Below are 22,003 nucleotides of genomic sequence, written 5' to 3'. Positions count from 1 at the left end.
AAGAAGTTTTTAAATTATATATCGTTAGCATTTTAGCTGCAACTTTATATATAAAGTTAAATGGAATTTGAAAGGAATTTTTATGTTAGAAATTTCACTTATTTTTTTAAACTTTTGCCTAATAATAGCCCTTTTCAGAGAAATAAAATCTTTAAAACAAAAAGTTTATGAGATAAGTTTTCAGAAAGAATTATTAACAAAACAATTAATAAAAGAGTTAAAAAGTAACCTTTATGTTATTTCTGCAATTAGTAGTGGAATAGAAATGAATCTAGAATATAATAAATTAAATAAAGAAACTTTAATAAAATCATTAAAAGATATATCGTCAAATATCAAAACTTTTGAGAATAAAGTTAAATGTTTAGAGAAAAAATTATTTGAATAGAGGTTAAATTTTTATTTTGGTGGAGATGTCCGGAATTGAACCGGAGTCTTAAAACAGCTACTACCAGCGTCTACATGCTTAGAAGGGTTGAAAAATTTCACTTCACAACAGCTCAACCCGCAAAAGCAATTGCGAAGCTAAGATTTAAAAGTGTCTCAAATTAGCCAAATCAGTTCTAAGATGATAATCTATCTAGGGTGAACCCACTAAAATCTACTTAGATAGAATCAGTAGTGTGAGCCTCCGAGGCCTCAAGCCCTAAGGCGAGTCCTATAAGTTTGTTAAAACTTACGCAGCTTTTGCGTAAGCTGGAGCGTAATCAGTATTGTTTGCGTCTAAAAAAAATGAACCGCGTAACGGCATGTTCAGGCCGACATGCAACTGATCCTCACTGCTCTAATCGATACCAAGTCATCCCCATTAAATAAAGTGGAATCATAGCACTTTTTTTATATAATATTACTTATGAATTATATTGAATTAGATAAAAAACATACTTGGCACCCTTATAACTCTTTGCCAACGAAAACAAAAATCTTAGCAGTAAAGAAAACTTTTGCTCAAACAATCGTTTTAGAAGATGGTACAGAACTTGTTGATGCTATGAGTTCATGGTGGAGTGCAATCCATGGATATAACAATCCAAAATTAATAGAAGCTTTAGAAAAACAAGCAAATATTATGCCTCATGTTATGTTTGGAGGACTTACTCATGAGCCTGCAGCAGTTCTTTGTGAAAAGTTAGCAAAACTTACAAACCTTCCTAGTATTTTTTTAGCAGATAGTGGAAGTGTTAGCGTTGAAGTAGCACTTAAAACAGCAATTCTTTATCAAAAAGCAAAAGGTAAAAATGTAAATAAATTTATTGCTTTAGAAAATGCTTATCATGGAGATACTTTAGGTTGTATGGGGGTTTGTGACCCAAATAATAGTATGCACTCTTTATATGGAGAGTATTTACCAAATAATATTTTTACTTCAGTTGAAAATATTGAGCAGGCTATAATAAAACATCATAAAGAAGTAGCGGGTGTAATTTTAGAACCAGTAGTTCAAGGTGCAGGTGGTATGAAAATTCATAAACCTGACTATCTAAAAAGGGTTCGAGAATTATGTACTAAATATGATATAATTTTTATTGCTGATGAGATAGCAACTGGGTTTGGACACACAGGAAAAATGTGGGCTTGTGAATATGCAGAAGTTATACCTGATATTTTAACTATTGGTAAATGTTTAACTGGTGGTATGATGACATTAGCTGCAATGTGTACAACAAAGCAAATAAGTGATACAATTTCAAATTCAGAGATTGGTGTACTTATGCACGGTCCTACTTTTATGGGTAATGCCTTAGCTTGTAGTGTTGCAAATGCAAGTATTGATCTTCTTTTAGAATCAAATTGGCAAGAAAAAGTTTCTAATATAAATAAGATATTTAGTGAAAAACTATCTTCTTTAGAAGGTATTGAGATAGTAAAAGATATTAGAACAATTGGTGCAATTGGTGTAGTTGAGTTAAATAATCCTGATTTTGCACAATTTATTCAAGATGAATGTGTAAATCAAGGGGTATGGATAAGACCATTTGGAAAATTAATTTATTCGATTGTTGCATACACAATTACTAATGAAGAGTTAAATAAAATTTGTGATGCAATGATTTATGCTGTAAAAAAAGCAAATATTCAATTTAAAAATATGGAGCAAGATAGATGAAAAAAGGTATTTTAATCATTGGTGCAGGTGGAGTAAGTAGAGTTGCTACAGTTAAGTGTGCTATGAATATTGATACATTTGAAAAGATTACATTAGCGTCAAGAACACTTAAAAGATGTGATTCAATAGCAATGGATATTAAAGAGAGACTTGGAGTAGAGATTGAAACTGCACAAGTTGATGCTGATGATATTCCTCAATTAGTAAGTTTAATTAAAGAGGTTAATCCAAAGCTTGTTTTAAATGTTGCGTTACCTTATCAAGATTTAACAATTATGGATGCTTGTACGGAAGTAGGTGTTGATTATGTGGATACTGCAAACTATGAACACCCAGATGAAGCAAAATTTGAATATAAAGAGCAATGGGCAAGAGATGAACAGTTTAAAAAAGCTGGTATCAAAGCACTTTTAGGTTCAGGTTTTGACCCAGGTGTAACAGGTGTATTTTGTGCTTATGCTCAACAAAACTTATTTGATGAAATTCATTATATAGATATTATGGATTGTAATGCTGGTGATCATGGATACGCTTTTGCTACAAACTTTAATCCAGAAATCAACTTAAGAGAAGTATCTGCAAATGGTAGATATTGGGAAAATGGTGAGTGGATTGAAACAAAACCTTTAGAGATTAGAGTAGACCATGATTATCCAGAAGTTGGAGTTAAACCTTCATACCTTTTATACCATGAAGAGTTAGAGTCTTTATCTAAAAATATTAAAGGTTTAAAAAGAATTAGATTCTTTATGACTTTTGGAGATGCTTATATTCAACACATGAATTGTTTACAAAATGTAGGTATGTTAGGAATTGAGCCAGTTGAACACCAAGGTCAAAAAATTATTCCAATTGAGTTCTTAAAAACTTTATTACCAGATCCAGCATCTTTAGGACCAAGAACAGTAGGTCTTACTAATATTGGTTGTATTATTGAAGGTATTAAAGATGGAAAGAAAAAGAAAATCTATATCTATAATATTTGTGACCACCAAGAGTGTTATAAAGAGACGGGAGCACAAGCTGTTTCTTATACAACAGGAGTTCCAGCAATGATTGGTTCTAAAATGCTTTATAAAGGTATTTGGGATGGAACTGGTGTATTTAATATTGAAGAGTTTGATGCAAAACCATTTATGGATGAGTTAATGACTCAAGGACTTCCTTGGAAAATCCTTGAATTAGACGTATAATAAAATGACAAATACTGAAAAAATAACTGACATAAACAAATTACCTTCTCCCGCATTTATTTGCGAGGAGGAGCTTCTAGAAAGAAATCTAAAACTACTTAAAAAAGTGCAAGAAGAAGCAGACGTAAAAATTTTACTAGCTTTAAAAGGTTTTGCTTTAAAAGCTAGTTTTGAACTTTGTAGAAAATATCTTTATGGATGTTGTGCAAGTGGTTTACATGAAGCCCTTTTAGCAAAAGAAGAGTTCCAAAAAGAAGTACATACTTATTCTCCTGCTTTTAAAGATGAAGAGATAGATGAGATTATAGATATTTCAAATCACTTAGTATTTAACTCATTTTCTCAACTTGAAAGATATGGTAAAAAAGCATATGGAAAAACTTCTATTGGACTTAGAGTAAATCCTGAATATTCATCTGTTGAGGTAGATTTATATAACCCTTGTGGTGCTTTTTCAAGATTAGGTATTACAAAGAAAAATTTTCAAGCAGATAAACTAGAGCTTATAGAAGGTTTACATTTTCATGCACTTTGTGAGCAAAATGTAGATGCCCTAGAGGGTGCTTTAGCAAACTTTGAGAAAAACTTTGGGGAATATTTAGTAGGGATGAAATGGGTAAACTTTGGTGGTGGACATCATATTACAAGAGCTGATTATGATGTGGAAGGATTAATTAAACTATTAAAAGAGTTTAAGTTAAGATATCCTCATTTAGAAGTTTATTTAGAGCCAGGAGAAGCAGTAGGTTGGCAGACAGGTTACCTTATGGCAACTGTTTTAGATATTGTTGAAAATGGAATGCAAATAGCCATTTTAGATACTTCAGCAGAGGCTCATATGCCAGATACTTTAGCAATGCCATATCGTGCAGAGATTAGAAATTCTGGTTTAGCAAATGAAAAAAAGTATACATATCGACTAGGTGGAAACACTTGCTTAGCAGGTGATATTATCGGAGATTACTCTTTTGATGAGCCTTTAAAAGTAGGGGATAAAATTATTTTAGAAGATATGATTCATTATACTATGGTTAAAACAACTACTTTCAATGGAATTAAGTTACCATCTATTATAATAAAGGATAATAAGGATTGTTACCAAATTGTAAATAATTTTGGATATAATGCCTACAAATCAAGATTATAAAATAATAGATTGGAAAAGTTTATGGGTCAAGATAGAAAAATTATTAATGAAGAATTCAAAGATGAAGAAGAGATTGACACTCATAGAAGTGAGAAACATAAACCTAATAACTTTTCAAGAAAAAGAGAAGAGTTAAGAACTAGAGGCAAAAAAGTTCAAATTTGGGTTAAAAAAGAGACTTTAGAATATCAAAAGGAGTTAACAAAACTTCAAATTGAATTACTAAAGTTTCAAAACCATGTAAAAGATCAAGGCCTTAAAGTTCTTATGCTTTTTGAAGGTAGAGATGCTGCTGGAAAAGGTGGTACAATTAAAAGAATCACTGAGCATTTAAATCCTAGGGGTGCTAGAGTTGTAGCCTTAGAAAAACCAAGTGATGTTGAAAAAACTCAATGGTATTTCCAAAGATATACAAAACATTTGCCAAGTGCTGGAGAGATAGTTTTATTCGATAGGTCTTGGTATAATAGAGCTGGTGTTGAGCCAGTTATGAGTTTTTGTACTCCTGAAGAGCATCATGAATTTTTAAGAGAAGTTCCTGAGTTTGAACAAATGCTTGTAAAATCTGGAATTATTCTTCTTAAATTTTATTTCTCTGTATCAAAAAAAGAACAAGCTAGAAGGTTCAAAAAAAGAGAAATTGACCCATTAAAACAGTATAAATTATCTCCTGTAGATAAAGAGTCTCAAAAGCTTTGGGATAAATATACAGTAGCAAAATTTTCAATGCTTATGTCTTCTAATACAGACCATGCTCCATGGACAATTATTAGAAGTGATAATAAAAAAAGAGCAAGAATTAACTGTATAAAACATATTTTATCAATGGTTGATTACCCAAATAAGATTGATTCGCATGAAATTATAATGGATAGTGAAATATTAGTTTCTGGTACAAAAGAGCTAGAACATATGGAACAAAAAAATAAGTTTGCAAAGGCATAGTTAGAATGAATTTAAGTGATTTTGAAAAAACAGAATTTAGTGGCTTATATATCTCAAAAGCTGCACATCCAACTTTTGGAAAAAAATACATAGCAAGATTTCAATATGATAAAAAAAGATATGTGAAAGTACTTGGTTATACAAAAAAAGATAATCTTACTAAAAAAGCTGCACTTACTTTAATGCAGAAGTTTAAAGACTCAATAGTTGTTGATAAAGAAGAAGTTCCAACAAAAACAAATATCAATGATAAAAATTTTGATAAAAAATATCAAGAGTTATTTGAAGAAAATAAAAATTTAAAAACAATTTTAGGTGATTTTAAAGATTTAGACCCTGAGACATTAAGAGATGGGATTCAAAAAATTTATGACCTTGAAGAGTTAAAAAAATATCAAATTGAGTTAATTAAACTTCAAAACTATCTTGAAGAAGAGAATAAAAGAATGATTATTTTATTTGAGGGTAGAGATGCTTCAGGTAAAGGTGGTGCAATTAGACGAATCACTAGATATATGAATAACAAACACTATAGAGTTGTTGCTTTGGGTAAACCAACTGAAACACAAAGAAATCAGTGGTTCTTACAAAGATATATTCAACACTTCCCTACAGGTGGAGAGATGGTTTTATTCGATAGGTCTTGGTATAACAGAGCTATGGTTGAACCTATTTTTGGATTTTGTACAAAAGAAGAGTATGAAATCTTTATGGAAGATGTAGTAAATTTTGAGCAAGATTTAGTAAGGCAAGGAATGATTTTAATTAAACTTTATTTCTCTGTTTCTAAAGATGAGCAAAAAAGAAGATTTGATAGAAGAATCAATGACCCTCTAAGACAATGGAAGTTTTCAGAAGTTGATATGCAAGCACAAGATTTATGGTCAGAGTTTTCTGAGAAAAAATATGAAATGCTTAGGAGAACATCTTCAAGAGCTGCACCTTGGCATATTGTAAGAAGTGATGATAAACATAAAGCAAGATTAGAAGCTATGAAAATCATCTTAAATTCTGTTGATTATGATGGAAGAAACTATGCCTTAAATTTTGACCCAGATGAAACTATTAATATCTCTGTTCAAAAAGAGTTAATGCAAATGAGAAAAACAGCAGATTACTAGTAATCTGCTACCAAGGAGTTGAAGTCTCTTCACTTCGCTCTTTGGAATCAAACTTTTTAAGCATAACTGGAACCTCTTTTGAGTCTAGTTTATTTAGCCATTTTTGTTCTTCGGCTTCACTTATCTCTTCATTTTGTTTTATCTTCTTTTCTTCTGAGTTAGAGTTATTATTTTTCTTTTCTTGTTTTTGTTCATTTTCTTTATTATTTTTTTGATTTTTAGACTCTTCTTTTTGTTTGTCTCTCTCTTTTTGTTTTTCGTTATCTTGGTTTTGATTTTGCTGTTGCTGTTGGTTATTTTGTTGGTTTTGTTTCATTGCTTTTAAAACCTCTTCAAGATTCTCTTTTGTCTCTTTGTCCTCTTTTATTTTTAAAGCTTTTTCATAAACTCTTTTTGCATTTTCTAAATCATTTAATTTAACATAACTATTACCCATATTATGAAGTTTTTTATACTCTAGTTCTTGATTTGAAGTTACTATGTTTTTATAGTGCATTAAAGCTTTTTTGTACTCTTTTTCTTTATATAAAGAGTTTGCAAGGTTGTAGTGTGATTCAGGTGTTTTAATAACTTTTTGGAACTCTTTTGAAGCTTTTTCATACTCTTGTTTTTCATAATGTTTATTTGCTTTATCTATAGTCTTAAAATCAAACTCAAAAGCGTTTGCTTGATTGTTTGATAGAAATATAGCTAAGAATATTATTACAAGATTTTTACTCTTTCTAAAAAAGTCTGGTCTTGAAGAAAAAGCAATTAATAAAACAAAAAGAGCTAAAGCCAGTGGATAATAGAATAATTCAGTATATGTTTTATAGTTTTTTGATTCTTTTTTCTCTTTTTGAGAAGAGATATTTATTTCATCTATTAGCTGTTTTATATCCTTATTAGTTGTTGAAAAGTTAATAAATGCTCCATTTGTATTTAGACTTAAATTTTTTATATCTTCATTTAATTTCACAGTAACAATAGAACCATCCTCTTTTGTAAGAAAACTACCATTTTCAAGTTTGATAGGAGTTGGTGTATCTGTTGCAAGAGCAAGAGTATAGATTTTTATTTTATTCTCTTTTGCAAAATTTATCTCTTTTTCATAAGTAGAATTGTTTCCTCCATCTGTTATTAAGATTAAGTTTTTGTCTTTATAATCTTTTAATAGCTTTTTACTAACTTCCAAAGTAGAAAAGATATTTGAACCATTATCAAAGTTTAAACCAGTATCAAGTCTATTTACAAGTATTTTTAAAGAGTTAAAATCCTCTGTAATAGGGGAAAGGATAAAAGAGGATTTAGCAAATAAAATTACAGCTATAGAGTTTTGTTTTGCATAATCAATTATTTCAAGAATTTTTTTCTTTCCAAAAGTAAGTCTATTAGGAAAAATATCTGTAGCAAGCATTGATTTAGAAACATCAAGTGCAATTACAAAAGAGACGGTTTCTTGAGTAAGTTTATGCTCTTTTTCATCAAAAACAGGCCTTGCTAAAGAGATAGTCATAAGAATTAAAGCTATAAAAAATAGAATATTTCTTGTTGTCTTAGTCATATATTTATTTTTAACAGATAGTTTTGCCAATGCCTCTTTATCAAAATATTTTTGAAACTTATCTCTATTTGTGGTAATCAAAAACATTAAAATAATAATTGGAATTAACATAAAAAAAAGTACATTTGGATATAAAAATTGCAATAAAAAATCCTCATAAAATCTTAGTTTTTATATTTTATATAATACTTAGTAACTTTTAGATAAAATCACGACTAAAATTAAAATAATCGGAGTAGATTTAATGGAATTTAACGCAAACAGAGTTGACGAAGCTAATGCAGTTATCACTTCAACAATCTCTAAAGAAACAATTGAAAAAAATATAGATAAAGTAGCTCAACAAGCTGCTAGAACTATGGATATTCAAGGTTTTAGAAAAGGTAAAGTACCTGTAAGAGTAGTTAAGCAAAGATATGCAGATAAATTAACAGAAGATGCAGAGGGTGAAGCAGTTAGAGGTGTTTTAGTTGATGCACTAGCTGAATTAAAAATTGCAAATGAAGATTTAATTGGTGAGCCAACTTTTGGTAAATATGACAAAAAAGAAGATGGTTCAATTGAAGTTGAAATCAAAGTTGCTTGCAAACCAAATGTAGATTTAGGTGATTATAAATCATTAGTTCCTGCAGTTGAGAAAAAAGAAGCTGATGCAAAAGAAGTAGAAGCTAGATTAGAAGAAATTGCAAAACAATCTGCACCATTAGAAAAAATCAAAAGAAAAAGAATGGTTAAAGAAGGTGACTTCGCAGTAATCGATTTTGAAGGTTTTGTTGATGGTGTTGCATTTGAAGGTGGAAAAGCTGAGAAGTATCCATTACAAATCGGTTCTGGTGCATTTATTCCAGGATTTGAAGATCAAATTATTGGTATGAAATATGAAGAGGAAAAAGATGTAGTTGTTACTTTCCCTGAGTCTTACCAACAAAAAGATTTAGCTGGTAAAGAAGCTACATTCAAAGTAACTTTACATGAAATTCAAGAAAAAGTTGCTCCTGAATTAGATGATGAATTTGCAAAAAGAATGTTACCAGGTGAAGAAAACCCAACTGTTGAAACATTAAAAGAGAAAATTGCTGAGCAAATTACTGGTGAAGCAAAAGCTATTTATTATAGAGATGAATTAAAACCAGCATTTTTAGATAAATTAGTTGAAACAATCAACTTTGCATTACCTGCATCTGTAGTAGACCAAGAAGTAAACTACTCTTTAAATAATAAAGTTAGAACTATGACTGAAGAAGAAATCAAAGAATTACAAGAAGATGCTTCTAAAGTTGAGGCTATTAGAGATGAATTAAAAGCTGATGCTGAAAAATCTGTAAAAGCTACATTTATTGTTGATGCATTAGCAAAAGCTGAGTCAATTGATGTAACTGATCAAGAAGTTACACAAGTTATTTACTTTGAAGCAATGCAAACTGGTCAAAACCCTCAAGAAGTATTAAATCAATACCAACAAGCAGGATACTTACCAGCAATTAAAATGTCTATGATTGAAGAAAAAGTTATTACTAAATTATTAGACGAAAAAGCAGGAAACTAAAACCTAAAATAGGATTGAAAATGAGTTATATACCATACGTAGTTGAGAAAAGTGGAAGAGGTGAAAGAAGTTATGATATTTATTCAAGACTTCTAAAAGATAGAATTATTATGCTAAGTGGTGAAATTAATGACCAAGTAGCTTCTACAGTTGTTGCTCAACTTCTATTTTTAGAAGCTGAGGATCCAGATAAAGATATCTATTTATATATCAACTCTCCAGGTGGAGTAATTACAAGTGGTATGTCAATTTACGATACAATGAACTATATTAAACCTGATGTTTGTACTATTTGTATAGGACAAGCAGCTTCAATGGGTGCATTCTTATTATCTTCTGGGGTTAAAGGAAAGAGATACTCTTTACCTAACTCTAGAATTATGATTCACCAACCATTAGGTGGAGCACAAGGTCAAGCAACAGATATTCAGATTCAAGCAAAAGAGATTCAAAGAATGAAAGAAATGCTTAATAAGATGATTTCTGAGCAAACAGGACAAGATATTGAAACTGTAGAAAAAGATACAGATAGAGATAACTTTATGAGTGCTGATGAAGCTTGTAAATATGGTTTAATTGATGAAGTAATTTCAAGTCATAAGTAAAAAGATGATTAGAGAAGTTTTAACATATCCAAATAAACTACTTAGAACAAAATCAAGTGATGTAGAGAAGTTCGATAGTGAACTTCATACATTACTAGATGATATGTATGATACTATGATAGCTGAGAATGGCGTAGGCTTAGCAGCAATTCAAGTTGGGATTCCTTTAAATGTATTAATTATCAATTTACCAAATGAGGAAGACATACAAGAAAAAGAGGATTTAATTGAAGCAATTAATCCTGTAATTACTCATAAAGATGGAGTACAAATTTTTGTAGAGGGTTGTCTTAGTGTTCCTGGTTTTAATGAAGAAGTTAAAAGAGCACAACATATAATTGTTGAATACTATAATAGAGATGGTGAAAAACAAACTATGGAGTGTGAAGATTTTTTAGCAGTAGCATGGCAACATGAAATGGAACATTTATCAGGACATCTTTTTATAGAAAATCTATCAATTACAAAAAGAAAAAAATTTGAAAAAGAGTGGAAAAAGAGACTAAAAAATAAGAACTAGTATCTTCTCTTATTAAAATCATAATATAATACTCTACTAGCTAGGAGTATTATTATGAGTAATGAAAATTCAAAACTACAAACACTTCAATTAGAAGAAAAAATCTCAAAACTTACTTTAGAAAACGAGTCTTTAAAAAATCAATTATTTAAAATTGAATATTTATATAACTTCTTTAATAAATATGCTATTAACTCAGAAACAAATAAAAAAGGGGAAATTACATATGTAAGTCAACCTTTTATAGATATTTCTGGATATACTGAAGAAGAATTAATTGGCTCAAATCATAGTATTGTAAGACATCCAGATATGAACAGTGAAGTTTTTAAAGAGATGTGGGAAACTATTACTGCAAAAAGAGTTTGGAGAGGTGAAATAAAAAATCAAAAAAAAGATGGTGGTTTTTATTGGGTTGATTCTATTATTTTTCCTATATTAAATCAAAAAGATGAGATTGAAGGATTTAAATCTATAAGATTTGATATAACTGATTCTAAAAGAGTTGATGACATTTTTGAAGATATACTTGATGTGGATGATAGTATAGAATTTTAATAATATTTAAATTTATTTTATGTTGCTTTATATATAATTAATAAAATTATTTAAAGAGCTAACATGAAAATCATTAAATCAGCAACTTTAGTTAATATTGAAGCAAATGAAGTAAATGTTGAAGCAACTTTTACAAAAGGACTTCCTAGTTTTACTATAGTAGGGTTACCTTCTGACCAAATAAAAGAGTCAAAAGATAGAGTAAAATCTGCATTATTAACAAATGAATATAAATTCCCTCCTAAAAAAATTACAATAAATCTTGCACCTAGTGAAATAAAAAAAACTGGTACTCACTTTGATTTGCCTATTGCTCTTTTAATCTCATTATATGAAGATAAAAAAATAGTATTTGATGATATTCATATCTTTGGAGAACTCTCTTTAAATGGCGAAATAAAAGATAGTAATAATATCTTTCCTATCATATTATCCCTTGCAAAAGAGAACAAAATCAAAAATGTACTTGTTTGTAATAAAAGTGCAAAAAAGATAAGTAAGATACCAAATATAAATATCTATTGTGTAAAAAACTTATTAGAAGCAATAGCTTTTTTCCATGCAGAAGATAAAAAAATATATTTATATAAAAAAGAGATATTTAAATATGAAAAATTAAATATAAATGGAAAAGAGTACTATTTTGAAAACTTTTATGAGAATGATTTTATAGATATAAAAGGACAAGAAAATGCAAAAAGAGCAGCTTTGATTGCTGCTGCTGGAAATCATAATATATTATTAGAAGGAAGTCCAGGGTGTGGAAAGTCAATGCTTGCAAAAAGATTACCCTTTATAATGGCTCCTATGAGTTTAGATGAGATTTTAGAGATAGCAAAACTTCAAGCTTTGGATTTAAAAGAGCCTGACTTTAGACCTTTAAGAGTCTCTAGATCTCCTCATTGTTCTTCTACAAAAGCATCTATTGTTGGAAGCAGTAATAGTTTAGGAGAGATAGCCTTAGCCAATGCAGGAGTGCTTTTTTTTGATGAGTTACCTCATTTTCCTACTTCTATTTTAGAATCTTTAAGAGAACCTCTTGAAGATAACTCTTTATTAATTAGCCGTGCAAATTCTAAAGTAAAATATAAAACAAAATTTTTATTTATAGGAGCAATGAATCCTTGTCCTTGTGGAAATTTACTCTCTAGAAATAAGAGTTGTAGATGCAATGAGTTAGAAATAAGAAGATACAAAAATAGATTAAGTGAGCCTTTTTTAGACAGAATAGATTTATATGTAATTATGAATGAAACAAATATAGAAGATAAACCAAGTTTTAACTCTAAAAGTCTACATGAAAAAGTGATTGAAGCTTTTAAAATGCAAATTTTAAGAGGACAAGATGAATTAAATGGGAAATTAAATGACAAACAAGTAAATAAATTTTGTATTTTAGATGAAGAATCAAGAGATCTTTTATATAAAGCAACTAATAATTTTAATCTTTCTTTTAGAAGCATGAATAAAGTTTTAAAAGTTGCAAGAACTATTGCTGATTTAGAAAGCTCATTAAATATAAAAAAAGAACATATCTTAGAAAGTTTAAATTATAGAAAAAGATAAGTCTAAAAAAGCAATATTTTATGCTACAATTGAAATAAATAATATTTTTGAGATTAATTATGAAAAAAAAATTTATTCTAATTATATTTTTTATTACTCTAAATTTGTATTCAAATGAGCTTAAAATTGGAATGAGTGCAGACTTTTCTGCTTCTATTTCATATTTAGGTAATAATATGAAAAAAGGTATAGAATCTTACTTTCATAATATTAATAAGACCTCTTCTTTTAAGTATAAGTTAATTGCTTATGATGATAAGTATAATCCAGTTTTAGCAAGTCAAAATGTTGAACAATTAATACATAAAGATAATGTTGTTGCTTTACTTGGAAATACAGGAACTCCGACAACAACCGTAACTCTTCCTATAATAAATAAAAATAAAATTCCATTAATTGGTCCTTATTCTGGAGGAAAAATTTTAAGGGATTCTTTAACTAATAAATATAGCTTCAATTATAGAGTAGGTTATTATAATGAAGTTAGTCAAATAGTAATACATCTTTTGAATCAAGGTCTAAAGCCAGATGAACTTGCAGTTTTTTCTCAAAATGATACTTATGGAGATAGTGGATATCTTGGAGTTTTAGAAGCCTTTCGAAGTAAAAACTTAGAGATGAAAGAGATTATTCACGAAAGATATACAAAGGAGACTAGCAATATTGAGTTTGGGTTAAGTAAGTTACTTGATTATAATAAAGATTTTAAAGCTTTTATCATAGTAGGTGTTAATAAAGCAACTACAAAATTTATTGAATATGCAAAAGAAGATTTCCCAAATGCAAAGTTTTTCTTAATCTCAGCTATGAATATTTCTACAATCTCAAACAATCTTAAAAAGTATGAAGATGATATTTACTCAACACAAGTTGTTCCTTTGTTAGATAAAAATCTTGATATTGTAAATGAATATAAAAATGATTTTAAAGAGCTTTATCCAAACGAAAAATTTAATTTAATTTCTTTTGAAGGGTATATCATTGCAAAACTTTTTCATGAAGTTATAAAAGGGTTAAAATTTGAAGAAATAGATAAAAAAAGTATTGAAAAAAAGTTATTAACTATTGATAATATAGATATTGGTTTAGGTTTTAAATCAAGTTTTAATAATAAAAAACATCAATATAGTAATCGTGTTTGGCTTACAAAAATGAAAAATGGTCAGCTTCAAAATGTTTCTTGGGAAGAGATATTAATAAAGTAGGAGTTAGTTATGTTAAAAATCTTTCAAAAACTAACCAAAAATCTATCTATAAAAAATATTGTTTTACTTGGTGTTATTGTAATGGCTTTAATAATAACAGTCTTTGTAGTAACAATGACTTATCTCTCTTCAACCATCAAATATGATCAAAAGACTTTAAAAAATATTTTAGATTTAGAAAAACAAAATCAAAATGTATTAACAATAATTCGAAAAATAAACTATATAGAAAATAAGATTATTATTAGTGAAAGTTTAGATGAACTAGAAAAAATAGAGAATGAACTAATTAATAAAGATAGTGTAAATTTAATCTATAAAGAAGGAACATATTTAGTAAATTATAATAAAAAAGTTGAAGAAGTTTCAAAGAATTTACTTGATTTAATAGAAGCTCAACAAAATATATTTTCAAAAAAATATGTAGTTCTTTTCTATAAAGAAGAGATAAAAAGTTATAAGAAAAGAGTTGATAGTTCAATTAAAAAAATTATAGATGAAACAGAAGGTTTGTATGGTAAATCATCACTTTTTAGTAAAAGATATACAAGAAGAAATAAACAAAATATTGACTTAGCCTTTTTATATAAATTTGAAAGAGTTATGAGTCTAAGTAAAGATTTAGATAGTTCGGCAAGTATTCTTTCTGGTTTAATAGCAAATATATATTCTACAAATGATTTAAATGTGATTCGTTCAATAAAATTAAATAGTTTATCTCAGGTAGTAAGTTTATTTGAAAATAGTTCTATAAAAGTATTTGAATATAAAGAGTTTGACAAGAGATTTGAAGAGAACATTTACAGTATAAATCAAGAGTTTTATCGAATAAAGGATTTATTAACTCTTTTTATTTCAGCTAAAGAACAAATGCTTTTTGAAGAGAAAAAGTTATTTGATTTATTATCAGAAAGAACAATAATGAACAAAGATTTAGTAGAAAAAATAAAGAACTTAAATCAAATTTCAGAAAAAATTGAAAATGATATTTTATCTCATTCTGATTTTATATCAAAAACTACAACTATTGTAATTATTATTGTTGGAGTTGTTTCTTTATTTTTACTTTTTTTAGCTGCTAGTACATTAATTTATAGAATCAATTTCCCTTTAGATTTTATTATTAATTATATAGAAAAGATAAAGAGTAAAAAAACAGGACTTTCATCTAAACTGCCAATTGTTATAAATGATGAATTTGGAAAACTTTCTAAATCTTTTAATTCAATGACTTCTACTATAAATAAAAATATTAAAGAGATACAAAATTTAAATAAGGAGATTGAAGATACACAAAAAGAAGTTATTCTTACAATGGGTGCAATAGGTGAAACTAGGTCTAAAGAGACGGGTAACCATGTAAAAAGAGTTGCTGAGTATTCAAAAATATTAGCAATAAAATATGGATTAAGTGAAAAAGAAGCAAGCTTATTAAAAGAGGCAAGTCCTATGCATGATATAGGAAAGGTAGGAATTCCAGATTTTGTATTGAAAAAACCTGCAAAACTTAATGATGAAGAGTGGCAGATAATGAAAACCCACGCTCAACTTGGTTATGAGATGTTAAAGCATTCAAATAGAAAGATTTTAAAAGCAGCTGCAATTGTTGCAAAAGAGCATCATGAAAAATGGGATGGAAGTGGTTATCCTGAAGGTTTAAAAGGTGAAGATATTCATATATATGGAAGAATAACAGCTGTAGCAGATGTCTTTGATGCTTTAGGTAGCGATAGATGCTATAAAAAGGCATGGCCTTTAGAAAAAATATTAGAACTTTTTAAAGAAGAAAAAGGAAAACATTTTGATCCTAAGTTAGTTGACTTACTTTTTGAGAATATTGACGAGATAATATATATAAGAGATAAGTATAAAGATATTTTTGATTGAATTAACTAAGTCTTTAAAATTCCACATTAATTCCTCATATATTACATATTCCCTCCATATTAGACTTTTATAATGCTATTTATCAAAACAAAAGGATTTAAATATGAAAAAAATTGTAACTTCAGTTTTAGGAACTACTTTATTAGCTGGTTCGCTATTTGCAGCAGGTAATCAAGGAATGTCAGGAATGGAACACTCAAAGATGAATAAAGATCATATTCAAAAGTGTGAAGCTTTTATGAAAAAATATCAAGTAAGTCAAAGTAGTTGGACTCCTCCTCAAAATATACTTACAGACTTATATCAAGCAGCTGAAAGCTAATTTAAATTATTTATCTTAAATCTTCAAGATGATTATCTTGAAGATTTTTATAAATGACTCTAAAACTTTTGATTCTATTTTAGAAAGTCTATATGTTTTTCTAGTTCTATTAATAAAAAAATATGAATATGTTCATTTAAATTTGATATGAAATCCTATGAAATTTATGAGGATTGAGTATGGATATGTTATAATCCAAAAAAAATAGTAAGGATTTATATGACTAAATGTGGTTATGTATCTGTAGTTGGAAGACCAAATGCAGGGAAAAGTTCACTTTTAAACTGGTTAGTTGGTGAAAAAATTGCAATGGTTTCTCATAAAGCAAATGCAACAAGAAAAAGATCAAACATAATAGTGATGCATGAAGATGATCAAATTGTTTTTGTAGATACTCCAGGTATTCATGAAACAGAAAAACTTCTTAATCAATTTATGTTAGATGAAGCATTAAAAGCAATAGGTGATTGTGATTTAATTTTATTTTTAGCACCTGTTACAGATAAACTAACACATTATGAAAATTTTTTAGAAAAAAACAAAAAAAATACAAAGCATATTTTACTTCTTACAAAAATTGATAATGTATCAAACAATGAAGTATTAGAGAAAATGAAAGAGTATGAAGAGTATTCAGATAAATATGAGGCTGTAATTCCCGTATCAATTAAAAAACAAACAAAACATTCAGATATATTAGATGTTGTAGTAAAACATTTACCAGAACATCCATATTTATTTGATCCTGAAATTATGACTACAGAGCACTTAAGAGATATCTTTAAAGAGTTTATTAGAGAATCAATTTTTGAAAATATTTCAGATGAAATACCTTATGAAACAGATGTAATTGTTAATAGAGTTGAAGAGAAAAAAGATTTAGATGTAGTAAAAGCTACAATTATTGTTCAAAAATCAACTCAAAAAGGAATGATTATTGGTAAAGGTGCAAGTGCAATTAAAAGAATTGGTAAAGATGCAAGAATCAAAATCGAAAAACTTACTGGAAGAAAGTGTTATTTAGAGCTTTTTGTCTCTATTAGAAAAGGTTGGACGAAAGATAAAAAAGGTCTAAAAGAGCTAGGATACGACGTAACTTTTTAATTAAATAATATAAAATATCATTTTCATTAAACTATATTAAATCTTTTTAATAATAAAATAAATTATCTTTTGTTATTAAAGGATTTGATATAGAAACTTATGAAATAAAATCTACAGAAAAAATATCAGGCAAATATCTTAAAAGTTATATTTTAACAAACCTAAACAAAGATGAAATATTTATAGCTAAAGAGAATTTTATCTATGCCTCTTATTTATCTTCATTAAAAAAATATCAAATAATTATTTTTCATAAAAAAATAGTTCCAGAGATTTTTTTACATAAGTGTGAAAGCAGTAGTGAGTTACTACTTACTAAAAACTATTTTTGTGTTTTTCAAAATAAAAAAGTCTATTTTTATCAAGAAATAAAAGAAAATATAGAAGAAGAACAACTATTAGACTTTATTAAAAGTAGTTTTAATATTGAAAAAATAAAGATAATAAAAGCTATTAAGATAGATGAAAAAGTAAAGAAACAATACTTTTTTATAAGACAAAAAAATAGTTCTCTTTTTATGATTTTTTTAATTTATATTTTCCTTATTATCATATTTTTCTTTTTATATTTCATGGAAGATAAAAAAGAAGATACTCTTACTATTAAAAATTTAAAAGAAAAACTAGAGAAAGAAAAAACTAATAATAGTTTTCACTATATATCAAGTGAACTTATCAATTTATATATATTAGCAAAAGAGAAAAAAATCACAATATCTTTTTTTGAGTATAAAGATGATACTTGTGTTATTGAATTAAACTCTTTAAATAAGAAGAGTATTTATGAATTTTTAAATAAGTATAAAGCTGTGATAAATAGTTTCAGCTATGATGAGTTAAAAGGAGGTTATAAAGCAAATGCAACTTTTAAATCATTTAGAAGATAGTTTTGAAAAATCTTCTTTAAAAGTAAAAATAGAGTTATTTTTATTTCCTTTAATTCTTGCTTTTTTATTTTTTTATATTTTAAAAAATAGTGAAGATAATTATACAGGCAATACCTTTAGTGGAAATATTTTTATTCAAAAAAAGCAGATGGATAAATCATATATTGAGCTAATTAAAGATATTGAAAATTATCTTTCAAAAAATCAAATAGAGCTAATAAATATTTCAAATTTTAATGAAAAAATTCAGATGGAACTAAGTTCCCAACTTGTTAAAAGTTTAAAGTTTCTTAATTTTATTGAAAATTATAATAACTTCTCAAAAATTGAAAGTATAAAGATAGATAATACAAAGGTCTATCTAAATCTTAATTTTCAACAATCATATGTAAAAAAAGAGAATAAAAATATAGAAGAGCAATTGAAGTTTTTAGAAGAGTATGAAGAATATACAAAGAAACTTGAATTAAAAGCAATTGTAGGCAAAATGGTTTTGATAAATGATAAGTGGCTTACAATAGATGAAAAAATAAATAATAGTTTTACTCTTCTAAAAATAAATAAAGATAGTGTAATTTTAGAAAAAGAAAAAATAGAGTTTGAGTTAAGGCTTTATAAAAATGAATCTCTATAAACACTTAATAAATTATGATTATGTAAATAGTTTTGAAATAAGTAGTTTAAAAAAAGCCTTAGTTTTACCAATCTCAAATGATGGAATTTATTGTAAGTTTTTTGTTTGTAAAAACTCTGATCATTCTTTATTAGCACTTAATTTAATTATTGAAGAAATAGAGATAGAGCAAAAAGAGATAGAGTTTTTTTTAAGTGATATAAAAAGCAGAATAAAACTTTTTAAACTAAGTAAAGAGTTGTTAAGACAAAAAGAGATTAATCCTTTAAAAATGGAGGAGTTTTTTAATCATCTATTAACTAAAGCACTTATCTTAAGAGTTAGTGATATTCACTTTGAAACTTTAGAAATAAGTATGCTTATTCGTTTTAGAATAGATGGAGAACTAAAGAGTTTTTATATTTTTGAAAAAGAGTTCTTTAAAAGTATAAGTTCTTATATAAAGATGTTATCAAGATTAGATATTACAAAAATAAGAAATCCTCAAGATGGTAGATTTAGTTTTGAGAAAATTGATTTTAGAGTTTCAACAATGCCAACAATAAGTGGAGAATCAATTGTTATTAGAATATTAGATAACCTAAATGTAAAAGATAGTTTTGATAATTTAAATTTCTCTTCTCATATAATAAAAAGTTTTAAAGAGATTCTTTGTTTAAAAGAAGGACTTATTCTAATTACAGGACCTACAGGAAGTGGGAAAAGTACAACTTTATATTCTTTAATCAAACAATTGAATTCTCAAAATAGAAAAATCATAACTATAGAAGACCCAGTTGAATATAAAATTGAACAAGTACAACAAATCAATATAAATGAAGAGATTGATTTAGGCTTTAAAAGTGTATTAAAAAATATTTTAAGACAAGACCCTGATATTATTCTCATCGGGGAAATAAGAGATGCTTTTTCTTTATCTATAGCATTACAAGCTTCCTTAACTGGACATTTAGTTTTAGCTTCAATTCATGCAAACTCAAGTATTGAAACTATATCAAGATTAATAGATTTAAAAGCAGACAAATTTTTATTGGTAAGTACCTTAAGGTATATTATCTCTCAAAGATTAGTTCTAAAATTATGTACTTGTAATGAAAAAGGGTGTGAAAAGTGTAATTTTAAAGGTTTTTTAGGAAGAATAGGTATTGCTGAGAGTTTAAAAATTAATGAAAAGATAAAAAAATATTTGATGGAAGATGACTTTTTAATCAAGATTGAAAACTATTTAAAAAAACTTAACTTTAAAAGAATTTTAGATGATGGATTAAAAAAAGTTGAAGAGCAAAAAACTACACTAAAAGAGTTATATAAAGTAATAAGTTCTTAAGATGAAATATATAGTTAAATATCAAGAGAATAATAAGATTAAAACAAAATATCTTAGTGAAAAACAGTACCTTAATAAAGAACTTCCTAAAAATATAATTAGTATAAAAAAGAGTTTTGATTTTTTTAATATTTTTAAGAGCAAACAGAAAATATATAATAGAGTCTTAATAGATATTTTATATGAGTTAAATTTGATGTTGGAAGCTAATATCTTATTTGATGAAGCCTTTGATATTTTAATAAATTCAGCAAGCAATGAGCAGATAAGTCAATTTCTAAAGAGTTTAAAATATAGCTTTTCAAATCATATAAATATAAGTGATAAGTTAAAAGAGTTTGCTTTTGACTCTTTTATTATAACTCTTTTTAAAATTATTCAAGATAGTGGAAATCCTAAGAAACATATAAATATTTTATATGAGATATTAAAAGAAGAGGAAGAGCTAAAAAGAAGTATAAAAAAGGTTTTTGCTTACCCTTTGATTCTTGTTGTCTCTTTTATTTTTGCACTTATTGGAATTTTTAATTATGTTGTTCCAAAATTTGAGAGTATGTTTCTTCAAAATGATATAAAAATAACTCTTGCTACAAAAAGTCTATTTTTTATTAAAAGCCTTTTTGAACAATATTTTTTTCTTCTTATTTCATTAGTTATTTTAATTGTTTTTCTAATAGTTACAATTTACAAAAGGAATGAAAAATTAAGATATTTTTTAGATAAAAAGCTGTTTTTATCCTTGCCTTTAATAAGTCAAATATATAGATATAGAATCTTGTATAGATTCTTTTATCTTGTACATAGTTTGCTTCTTTCAAGATATGAGTTTAATGAAACTATTAATAAGTGTAAAACTTTAATAAACAACAAATACTTTTTAGATAGAATTACACGAATTGATAGTTCCCTTAAAAGTGGTAAATCTATTTACCAAAGTTTTAAAAAAGCAAATATCTTTGATGAGGTTGTTTTAAATATTATAAAAACAGCTGAAATATCAAACTCTTTAGAGAAAACAAGCTATGAAATTAGAACTATCTATAAAAAAAGATTTAATGAAAAAGTAGAAATTTTTTCTATATTTATAGAACCTATATTTTTTATTTTGATTATGGCACTTATTGTTTGGTTAATATTAGCAATATTTGTTCCACTTTGGAGTATAGGTGATATATTAAGAACTTAAGAGGATTTTTTATGAGTAAAGAGTTAGAGTTTGAAAACTCTGTTAAAAATATTTTAGAGTATATTGGTGAAGATGTAAATAGAGAAGGTTTAGAAAAAACTCCAAGTAGAGTTAGAAAAGCTTTTGAATTTATGTGTGGGGGATATAAACAAAACCCTGAAGATATTATTAATTCAGCACTATTTACAAGCTCAAATGATGAAATGGTTGTAATAAAAGATATTGAATTTTATTCAATGTGTGAACACCATATGTTACCAATTATCGGAAAAGCACATGTGGCTTATATTCCAGATGGAAAAGTAGTTGGGCTTTCTAAGATTCCAAGAGTTGTAGATGTTTTTGCTAGAAGATTACAGATACAAGAGCAGATGACAGAACAAATTTGTGATGCTTTACATAAAGCATTAAATCCAAAAGGTGTTGCAGTTATGATTGATGCAAGACATATGTGTATGGAGATGAGAGGAGTTGAAAAGATTTGTTCTACTACTGTAACTTCTGCACTAAGAGGATTATTTAAAAAAGATAAAAAAACAAAAGATGAGTTTCTTTCAATTGTAAACTCATCATTAAGAAAGTAAGCTTTAAAGCTTACTT

General features: G+C 27.1%; 21 protein-coding genes and 1 other RNA gene. 20 read left to right on the top strand and 2 right to left on the bottom strand.

The features are described from left to right. The first annotated feature begins 82 nt into the window (after window positions 1–82). Window positions 83–388 carry a hypothetical protein gene (locus ABIV_RS10475; protein WP_114839828.1) on the top strand — a complete coding sequence of 102 codons (306 nt, stop codon included), beginning with the start codon at window positions 83–85 and terminating at the stop codon, window positions 386–388. A 17-nt stretch (window positions 389–405) separates the two neighbouring features. Here the strand turns inward: ABIV_RS10475 and ssrA are convergent. Beyond that, window positions 406–807: a transfer-messenger RNA gene (ssrA, locus tag ABIV_RS10470) on the bottom strand. 46 nt (window positions 808–853) lie between these two features. Between ssrA and bioA the strand changes: the two genes are divergently transcribed. From bioA to ppk2 (ABIV_RS10445), 5 genes are read left to right on the top strand one after another with little or no spacing between them, the layout of a single operon-like run. Beyond that, on the top strand, window positions 854–2,107 hold the full coding sequence (gene bioA / locus ABIV_RS10465) for an adenosylmethionine--8-amino-7-oxononanoate transaminase (RefSeq protein WP_114839827.1): 1,254 nt from the start codon (window positions 854–856) through the stop codon (window positions 2,105–2,107). Beyond that, a complete protein-coding gene (locus ABIV_RS10460) occupies window positions 2,104–3,300 on the top strand; it encodes a saccharopine dehydrogenase family protein (RefSeq protein ID WP_114839826.1) in 1,197 nt (398 codons plus the stop codon). Before bioA ends, ABIV_RS10460 begins: the two co-directional genes overlap by 4 nt. Before the next feature lie 4 nt (window positions 3,301–3,304). Then, a complete protein-coding gene (gene nspC, locus ABIV_RS10455; RefSeq protein ID WP_114839825.1) occupies window positions 3,305–4,447 on the top strand; it encodes a carboxynorspermidine decarboxylase in 1,143 nt (380 codons plus the stop codon). Window positions 4,448–4,468: 21 nt separating this feature from the next. Beyond that, on the top strand, window positions 4,469–5,392 hold the full coding sequence (gene ppk2 / locus ABIV_RS10450; protein ID WP_114839824.1) for a polyphosphate kinase 2: 924 nt from the start codon (window positions 4,469–4,471) through the stop codon (window positions 5,390–5,392). Between the two features lie 5 nt (window positions 5,393–5,397). Beyond that, window positions 5,398–6,513, top strand: a complete 1,116-nt coding sequence (gene ppk2, locus ABIV_RS10445; RefSeq protein ID WP_114839823.1) for a polyphosphate kinase 2 — start codon at window positions 5,398–5,400, stop codon at window positions 6,511–6,513. Between the two features lie 7 nt (window positions 6,514–6,520). Here the strand turns inward: ppk2 (ABIV_RS10445) and ABIV_RS10440 are convergent, their stop codons facing one another. Next, the gene (locus ABIV_RS10440; RefSeq protein ID WP_114839822.1) at window positions 6,521–8,200 is read right to left on the bottom strand and encodes a VWA domain-containing protein; all 1,680 of its coding nucleotides are present in this window, start codon (window positions 8,198–8,200) and stop codon (window positions 6,521–6,523) included. Window positions 8,201–8,300: 100 nt separating this feature from the next. Between ABIV_RS10440 and tig the strand changes: the two genes are divergently transcribed. From tig to folE, 14 genes are all read left to right on the top strand, one after another. Then, window positions 8,301–9,602, top strand: a complete 1,302-nt coding sequence (tig, locus tag ABIV_RS10435) for a trigger factor (protein ID WP_114839821.1) — start codon at window positions 8,301–8,303, stop codon at window positions 9,600–9,602. Between the two features lie 20 nt (window positions 9,603–9,622). After that, window positions 9,623–10,207 (top strand): ATP-dependent Clp endopeptidase proteolytic subunit ClpP, encoded by a 585-nt coding sequence (gene clpP / locus ABIV_RS10430; RefSeq protein WP_114839820.1) that lies wholly within the window; start codon window positions 9,623–9,625, stop codon window positions 10,205–10,207. 4 nt (window positions 10,208–10,211) lie between these two features. Continuing rightward, window positions 10,212–10,727 carry a peptide deformylase gene (gene def, locus ABIV_RS10425; protein ID WP_114839819.1) on the top strand — a complete coding sequence of 172 codons (516 nt, stop codon included), beginning with the start codon at window positions 10,212–10,214 and terminating at the stop codon, window positions 10,725–10,727. A 54-nt stretch (window positions 10,728–10,781) separates the two neighbouring features. After that, window positions 10,782–11,285, top strand: coding sequence for a PAS domain-containing protein (locus ABIV_RS10420; protein ID WP_114839818.1), 504 nt, complete (start codon window positions 10,782–10,784; stop codon window positions 11,283–11,285). A 63-nt stretch (window positions 11,286–11,348) separates the two neighbouring features. Beyond that, window positions 11,349–12,851: a YifB family Mg chelatase-like AAA ATPase gene (locus ABIV_RS10415; RefSeq protein ID WP_114839817.1), complete on the top strand. Its 1,503-nt coding sequence runs from the start codon at window positions 11,349–11,351 to the stop codon at window positions 12,849–12,851. Window positions 12,852–12,910: 59 nt separating this feature from the next. Beyond that, window positions 12,911–14,056 carry an ABC transporter substrate-binding protein gene (locus ABIV_RS10410; protein WP_114839816.1) on the top strand — a complete coding sequence of 382 codons (1,146 nt, stop codon included), beginning with the start codon at window positions 12,911–12,913 and terminating at the stop codon, window positions 14,054–14,056. Window positions 14,057–14,065: 9 nt separating this feature from the next. Further along, window positions 14,066–15,943, top strand: a complete 1,878-nt coding sequence (locus ABIV_RS10405) for an HD-GYP domain-containing protein (RefSeq protein WP_228254293.1) — start codon at window positions 14,066–14,068, stop codon at window positions 15,941–15,943. A gap of 103 nt (window positions 15,944–16,046) precedes the next feature. Further along, the gene (locus ABIV_RS10400) at window positions 16,047–16,265 is read left to right on the top strand and encodes a hypothetical protein (RefSeq protein WP_114839815.1); all 219 of its coding nucleotides are present in this window, start codon (window positions 16,047–16,049) and stop codon (window positions 16,263–16,265) included. Between the two features lie 219 nt (window positions 16,266–16,484). After that, a complete protein-coding gene (gene era / locus ABIV_RS10395) occupies window positions 16,485–17,369 on the top strand; it encodes a GTPase Era (RefSeq protein WP_114839814.1) in 885 nt (294 codons plus the stop codon). A 572-nt stretch (window positions 17,370–17,941) separates the two neighbouring features. Then, complete coding sequence (locus tag ABIV_RS10390) at window positions 17,942–18,256, top strand: hypothetical protein (RefSeq protein ID WP_129088504.1); 315 nt, start codon at window positions 17,942–17,944, stop codon at window positions 18,254–18,256. Next, entirely contained in the window at window positions 18,228–18,890 is a 663-nt protein-coding gene (locus ABIV_RS10385) for a hypothetical protein (RefSeq protein ID WP_114839812.1), read from the top strand. The genes ABIV_RS10390 and ABIV_RS10385 overlap by 29 nt, the downstream gene beginning before the upstream one ends. Next, complete coding sequence (locus tag ABIV_RS10380) at window positions 18,877–20,217, top strand: GspE/PulE family protein (RefSeq protein WP_114839811.1); 1,341 nt, start codon at window positions 18,877–18,879, stop codon at window positions 20,215–20,217. The genes ABIV_RS10385 and ABIV_RS10380 overlap by 14 nt, the downstream gene beginning before the upstream one ends. A gap of 1 nt (window position 20,218) precedes the next feature. Continuing rightward, on the top strand, window positions 20,219–21,403 hold the full coding sequence (locus ABIV_RS10375; RefSeq protein WP_114839810.1) for a type II secretion system F family protein: 1,185 nt from the start codon (window positions 20,219–20,221) through the stop codon (window positions 21,401–21,403). Between the two features lie 11 nt (window positions 21,404–21,414). Further along, complete coding sequence (gene folE / locus ABIV_RS10370) at window positions 21,415–21,987, top strand: GTP cyclohydrolase I FolE (RefSeq protein ID WP_114839809.1); 573 nt, start codon at window positions 21,415–21,417, stop codon at window positions 21,985–21,987. Window positions 21,988–22,003 lie beyond the last annotated feature (16 nt).

This window comes from Halarcobacter bivalviorum, assembly GCF_003346815.1.
Taxonomy (GTDB): domain Bacteria; phylum Campylobacterota; class Campylobacteria; order Campylobacterales; family Arcobacteraceae; genus Halarcobacter; species Halarcobacter bivalviorum.
This window is presented reverse-complemented; position numbering and strand designations above follow the sequence as displayed.